The sequence below is a fragment of the uncultured Caulobacter sp. genome (assembly GCF_937900395.1).
Lineage (GTDB): Bacteria > Pseudomonadota > Alphaproteobacteria > Caulobacterales > Caulobacteraceae > Caulobacter.
Genome location: NZ_CALCDX010000017.1, coordinates 1 through 5909 on the forward strand (window position 1 = coordinate 1; position 5909 = coordinate 5909).

Consider the following 5909-nt stretch of genomic DNA (forward strand, 5'->3'; position numbering starts at 1 on the left):
GCCAACACGTCCAGCGCGACCTGGCCGTTCTCGGCCTCGACCAGCTCGCAGTCGAACGGCTCCAGGAACAGGCGGATGACCCGGCGATTGACCGGATGGTCGTCGACCACCAGGACCCGCCGGCCATGCAGGGCGGCGAAGCCCTCGGTCGAGTCGGCGGCGTCCTCGGCGCCGGCGGTCGCCTCGATCGGCTCGGCCGGATCGACCAGCATCTCGATCGTGAAGATCGAGCCGCGGCCTTCCTCGCTTTCGACCTTGATCTCGCCCCGCATCATCTTGACCAGGCGGCGGGTGATGTTGAGGCCCAGCCCCGTGCCGCCGAAGTTGCGGGTGGTCGAGGCGTCGGCCTGGGTGAAGGGCCGGAACAGCTTGGCGATGGTCTCCTCGCTCATGCCGATGCCGGTGTCGGACACCCGCAGGCGCACCCGCACCCGGCCGTCATCCTCCGGATAGCAGGCCAGGCCCACCTCGACCTTGCCTTCGCTGGTGAACTTCAGGGCGTTGGAGACCAGGTTGGTCAGGCACTGACGCACGCGCACGCCGTCGAACATCAGCGGGCCGGGCGGGGCGCTCTCGAGCCGGAACGACAGGGCCACGCCCTTCTCGCGGGCCGTGGGCTGATAGCCGCCGACCAGCCGCGCGCAGCTGCCGACGAGGTCGCCCGTGGTCGGGGCGATCTCCAGCTTGCCGGCCTCGATCTTGGAGAGGTCGAGAATGTCGTTCAGCAGCACCAGCAGGGTGTCGCCGCTGTCGAGGATCAGGTCGACCTGCTCGCGCTGCTCGGGGGTCAGGGTCTCGGTGCGCAGCGCCTGGGCCAAGCCCAGCATGCCGTTCAGCGGCGTGCGCAGCTCGTGGCTCATCACGGCCAGGAAGGCGGACTTGGCCTGGTTGGCTGCCTCGGCGCGTTCCTGGGCGCCTTTCAGGCGGCCCGACGCCCGGCGCTGGTGAAGCGCCCAGCCCACCCCGCCGGCCACCAGCACCGCCAGCAGCAGGGCGATGACGACCGAGGCGCGGACCAGGCTGCGCGACAGGCGGACCTGCTCGGCCAGGCGGCGGCTTTCATCCCGCTTGGCGCGCAACTCGCCATCCAGGGCCGCTGACATCTCGGCGACGTTGCGGGCGTTCTGGCGGGCGACGCGCAGGGCCTCGCCCTTGCGCCAGGCGTCGAGCTCCCGGAAAGCCTCGGCCGAACGGCCCTCGGCCTGGTCGATATAGGCCTTGATCAAGGCTTCGGCGGCGAGGTCGCGCGGCCCCAGGACGTCCGGGACGGCCTGCATCCGCTGAAGATCGGCGCGCGCCGCCGCGGCCTGGCCCAGTTGCGCCAAGGCCGTGGCCCGGCGGCTCAGCATGACCACCTGAAGACGTCGTTCCGGCCGGTCGATCAGCGCCTTGGCTTCGGCCAGGCAGTTGAGGACTTCCTGAGGCTGATCGGCCAGGCCGGCGATCTTGGCGCAGAGGTAGCGGTCCCAGGTCACCAGGTCCGCATTGCCCACGCTGGCCGCCCAGCGGTGATGCAGGGCCGCGAACCGGCGCGCCTGGTCGATCGCGCCCAGGTCGGCGGCGGTGTAGGCGATGTCGTAGAGGCGCTCGGTCTTGCGGATGAAGAAGGCGTCGCCCTCGTCGAGCTCCACCGCGCGGGTCATGTGCTCCAGCGCGCCTTCCTTGTCGCCCATGTCGGACAGGGTGTAGCTGTGGATCTGATGCAGCTCGGCCAGTACCGGCTGGACGATCCGGTCCCGCCGCTCGGCCTCGTTGGTCAATTCGGTCGCCAGCCGGGCGGCCTCGCGCCAACGCCCCACCTGGCCCAGGTGCCGGACCCGCTCGATCCCCGCCATCAGGCGAATGTCGGGACCCGAGCGCTCCATGAACCGGGTCCAGTCGGCGTCGGTGAAGGCGCGGAAGCCTTGCGTCTCATGGCGCAGAGCGATCGTCTGCAGGTCGGCCAGCGCGGCCAAGGCCGGATCATGGTCGCGGCGCGCCACGGCTTGGACCCGCTCGACCCACGGCTCGAACCGCCGGCGGACCTGATTGCTCTTGTAGGCGTAAAGCACGCGCCAGAGATCGTAGAGCCGCTCGCGGCCGCGCTCCTTCAGCGCCGCCTCGCCGGCGCGCTCGACGTCCTGGTTGTCTGAAGACGGATGGACGGTATCGACGCCGATCTTGCGGCTCAGCTGGTCCAGGCGTTGGTCCAGGGGCACGCCCGGTTGCGCCTGGACGCTCCCCGCCGCCAAAGCCCCCAGCAGGACGAGTGAAATCAGTAGCCGACGCACAAACGAATATCCCGGAATCCCGGGTCAACCCTTCGCGGGAACTGATGTAGGACGCGTTAAGCCTATCGCCCGGCGCGCGGCGTCAGATCGTCGCCCTTCCTCTTCCGATCTCCCCGGCGAATGCCGGGGCCCAGATAAATCCCAAAAGGTTTGTGCGCTCGCGCCCCTCGCCGAACCAAGGCTTCCCACCCGCGTGAGTTCGATCTGGACCCCGGCCTTCGCCGGGGAGGCCGGGTGGCGGGTTCGTCAGATCGTCGCCCCGCCGTCCACGACCAGCGCCTGTCCGGTCATGAAGCTGCCGGCCTTCGAAGCCAGGTACACCGCCGCCCCGGCCAGCTCGTCCGGCTCGCCGATCCGGCGCAGCGGCACGCCCTGGGTGGAGCGCTTCAAGGTCTCGGGGTTCTCCCACAGGGCGCGGGCGAAGTCGGTGCGGATCAGGCCGGGCGCGATGCAGTTGACCCGCACGTTGTCGGGCCCGAACTCGTGGGCCAGGTTGCGGGCCAGCTGGAAGTCGGCCGCCTTGGAGATGTTGTACGCGCCGATGATCGCGTTGCCGCGCAGGCCGCCGATCGACGAGACGATGATGATCGACCCGTCCTTGCGGGCCCGCATCTCCGGCGCGACCATGCCGATCAGCCAGTGGTTGCTGATGATGTTGTTGTCCAGGATCTTGCGGAACTGGTCGTCGCTGATCCCCTCCATCGGGCCGTAATAGGGATTGCTGGCGGCGTTGCAGACGCAGACGTCCACGCGGCCGAACGCCTTGCGGGTCTCGTCGACCAGGTTCTGCAGCTCTTCCTTCGACGCGATGTTGGCCGGGACCGCGATGGCCGTCCCCGCGCCGTGCTTGGCGTTGAGGGCGGCCGCCACCTCCTCGCACGGCCCCGCCTTGCGCGAGGAGATCACCACCTTGGCCCCGTGCTCGGCCATCCGCTCGGCGATCGCCCGGCCGATCCCCCGCGAGGACCCGGTGATGATCGCCACCTTGCCGGAAAGGTCGAAGAGGCTCATGGCGCGCTCCCTAAAACGCTTGTTTGAATATCGGACACAGTGCGGCGGGCGCGGGGGCGGGTCAAGGCTAGCTTCGCGTGAGCGACAAACTCTAAGCCCGCCTTCCTGGGCCTCGCGCCCAGGACCCATCGTTCCGCCCCTCAGAGGTTCAAGCGAGCCCTAGGCCTTCCAACTTCGCACCCCTTCGCCGTCAGAGCCCGCCGTCAGCATGGGTCCTGGGCACAAGGCCCAGGAAGGCGGGAATGTTGCTTCGTTGGATTTTTGTCGCCTGACTGTCGGCCCCCGCCCCATCGGCCCGTCCTTGAGGCAAGATGGCAACCGCAAGGAGACGCCCCATGCCCCTCGACACCGCCCCCGCGACTTCGGAAGATCGCGACCTCGTCCTGGAACGGATCATCGATGTCCCGCGCGAGACGCTCTACCGGTGCTGGACCTCGCCCGAACTGCTGGTCCAGTGGTTCTGCCCCAAGCCCTGGTATGTCTCGGACGTGCGCCAGGACGTCCGCACCGGCGGCAACAGCTACCTCGTCATGAACGGCCCGAACGGCGAGCGCATGCCGCAGCCGGGTGTCTATCTGGAAGTGATCCCGAACGAGAAGCTGGTCTTCACCGACGCCTTCACCGTGACCTGGAGGCCGTCGGAGAAGCCCTTCATGGTCGGCATCGTCACCTTCGAGGATCTGGGCGGCGGCAAGACCCGCTACCGCGCCGTGGCCCGCCACTGGACCGTCGAGGACCGCGACACCCACGAGAAAATGGGCTTCCACGAAGGTTGGGGGATCGCGACGGATCAGCTGACGGCGCTGGCGAAGACGCTCTAGGACCAGCTCACCGGCACAGGCTGTAGCCTGCTGGGTTCAGGTGCAGGTGGTCCGCGTGGGCGGCGTTGTAGTCCGGGCTCAGCACCACGCCGAACACCCGGCAGGCGCCATCGCGGACCGCGCGGACGAAGCGGCCTTCGTCGGTGTCGCGGCGGTAGTCTCGGGCCACGGTGATACGACGCCCATCGGCCAGGCGGAAGCCGGCGATGTCGAGGGCGTTGGCGCGGGCGTGCTCGCTGGGCCGCTCGCCGGGGCGGCCATAGATCGTGCGGCAAGCGTAGGTCCCCAGGTGGTCGACCCGGACCACCGCCTGGCCCAGCCGCTCGCGGGCCGCCGGCGCCACCACCTGCCGCTCCCACAGGGCGTAGCGCAGGGCCATCGGACAGGTCATGACCGGGGCGGCGGGCGAGAGCTTGCCGGACGCCCGCACCGTGTCCCGCGTCGAGCAGAAGCCGTCATCCTTTACCGGCTGGTCCACAACGCTCAATCCGCCCTCCCGCAGCGCCGTCCGGCAAGCCGCGGGATCGGCCGCGATCCGCGACAGCTTGCCCGCGGTCGCCAGGCCGATCGGCTGGTTCAGTGAGAACGGCCGCCACGGCAGGTCCTGCGACGGGGCGATCCGGTCGATCAGGATCAGCAGCAGCATGCCGGCCAGGACCGCCTCCAGGAGGAGCGTCCACAAACCGGCGAGGGCCAGCGCTTCGGAGGATACCGGTTTCACGAGGGTCCAACGAAGGGCCGCTGCATGGGTTCACTTGCGAGCGCCGGCGCCGTACAGGCTGTCGCTCTTCGGCGGAGATGGCCCTACCGGCATGCGTTTGACGATCGACAAGGCCCTCGCGCCACGCTTCGCCCTCCTGTGCCTGGGCATCTGGCTGAACGCCGCCGACACCCTGGTGACGGCGACGATCATGCCCAGCGTCGCGCGCGACATCGGCGGCTACGCCTATTTCGGCTGGTCGGTGGCGGCCTATCTGACCGGATCGATCGTGGCCGGCGCCTGCTCGGGCAAGCTGTCGCTGGCGTTCGGGCTGCGCCGGGCGACGGCGTTCAGCGGCCTAGTCTATGCCATCGGCTGCGCCATGAGCGCCCTGGCCCCCGAGTTCGTCACCTTCATTCTCGGCCGCCTCGTCCAAGGCTTGGGCGCCGGCGCGGTCGTGGCCCTCTGCTACGTCGCCATCACCGCCCTGTTCCCCGAGAGTCTGTGGCCGCGCGTCTATGGCGCGGTGGCGGGCGTCTGGGGCGCGGCCACCTTGCTCGGTCCGACTCTGGGCGGGCTGTTCGCCGCCGTCGGCTTCTGGCGGGGAGCGTTCTGGATGTTCGTCGTTCAGGCGATCATCTTCATAGCGGCCGTCATGGTCATGCTGCCCGCCGACAAGGGCGACGCCGCCCGGGGCCGCGTGCCGGTCCCACAGCTGGCCCTGCTGGTGCTGGCCGTCAGCCTGATCGGCGCGGCTGGCGTCGTCGCCGCGCCGCGCCTGGCGGTCAGTCTGGCGATCGGCGGTGTCATCGGCATGGCGGCCATGCTGGCCGTCAACGCGCGCACGCACGACCGACTGCTGCCCAGGAGCGCCGCCGACCTCTCAACGGCCACCGGCCTGGGCCTCTTGACCATCTTCTCGACCGAGGCGGCCGTGATCGGCTTCACCGTCTATGGCCCGGCCTTCATCCAGGCCCAGCACCAGGCCTCGCCGCTGCTGGCGGGCTATGTGGTCGGCGCGATCGCCGCGGGCTGGACGCTCTGCGCCCTGCTGGTCGGCAAGGTCCCGGCCGAGCGCGACGGCCGCTTCGTGCGGCTGGGCGTCGT

Annotated in this window: 5 protein-coding genes; 2 read left to right on the forward strand and 3 right to left on the reverse strand. The window is 69.7% G+C overall.

The window, feature by feature from the left end; all coding sequences use genetic code 11:
• The coding region (locus Q0379_RS01435) for an ATP-binding protein (protein WP_299003496.1) at positions 1-2198 on the reverse strand (2198 nt) is incomplete at its 3' end.
• Positions 2199-2516: 318 nt separating this feature from the next.
• Positions 2517-3281, reverse strand: coding sequence for an SDR family oxidoreductase (locus Q0379_RS01440; protein ID WP_299003498.1), 765 nt, complete (start codon positions 3279-3281; stop codon positions 2517-2519).
• Positions 3282-3616: 335 nt separating this feature from the next.
• Here Q0379_RS01440 and Q0379_RS01445 point away from each other — a divergent pair, with 335 nt between their 5' ends.
• Positions 3617-4102: an SRPBCC family protein gene (locus Q0379_RS01445; RefSeq protein ID WP_299003500.1), complete on the forward strand. Its 486-nt coding sequence runs from the start codon at positions 3617-3619 to the stop codon at positions 4100-4102.
• A 7-nt stretch (positions 4103-4109) separates the two neighbouring features.
• On the opposite strand, the gene Q0379_RS01450 is transcribed toward Q0379_RS01445, so the two are convergent.
• On the reverse strand, positions 4110-4823 hold the full coding sequence (locus Q0379_RS01450; RefSeq protein ID WP_299003502.1) for an extensin family protein: 714 nt from the start codon (positions 4821-4823) through the stop codon (positions 4110-4112).
• A gap of 91 nt (positions 4824-4914) precedes the next feature.
• Between Q0379_RS01450 and Q0379_RS01455 the strand changes: the two genes are divergently transcribed.
• Positions 4915-5909 (forward strand): MFS transporter (locus Q0379_RS01455; protein ID WP_299003504.1); only part of this gene is annotated, 995 nt, incomplete at its 3' end.

Bases quoted from the DNA above. Each gene is read 5' to 3' on its own strand.
- Q0379_RS01440 (WP_299003498.1), bottom strand. From the start codon at position 3,281: ATGAGCCTCTTCGACCTTTCCGGCAAGGTGGCGATCATCACCGGGTCC.
- Q0379_RS01445 (WP_299003500.1), top strand. From the start codon at position 3,617: ATGCCCCTCGACACCGCCCCCGCGACTTCGGAAGATCGCGACCTCGTC.